This window comes from Mycobacterium arosiense ATCC BAA-1401 = DSM 45069 (genome assembly GCF_002086125.1).
GTDB lineage: Bacteria > Actinomycetota > Actinomycetes > Mycobacteriales > Mycobacteriaceae > Mycobacterium > Mycobacterium arosiense.
In genome coordinates, this window is sequence record NZ_MVHG01000344.1 from 1 (window position 1) to 249 (window position 249).

Below are 249 nucleotides of genomic sequence, written 5' to 3' on the forward strand. Positions count from 1 at the left end.
TTGTGGAACACGGTGTACCTGGAGCGCGCCACTCAGGGGTTGGTCGAGGTCGGCAAGCCGGTGAACGGTGAGTTGCTGCAATACCTGTCGCCGCTGGGCTGGGAACACATCAACCTGACCGGCGATTACCTCTGGCGCAGCAGCGCCAAGATCGGCGCGGGCAAGTTCAGGCCGCTACGGCCGCTGCAACCGGCTTAGCGTGCTTTATTTTCCGTTTTCTGAGACGACCCCTATGTGTGGGTGCTGAGC

At 61.4% G+C, this 249-nt stretch carries 1 protein-coding gene; it reads left to right on the forward strand.

Annotated features, from left to right (window positions below):
* Positions 1 to 198: Tn3 family transposase (locus tag BST14_RS32135; protein ID WP_142279725.1), on the forward strand; the 198-nt coding region annotated here is incomplete at its 5' end.
* Positions 199 to 249 lie beyond the last annotated feature (51 nt).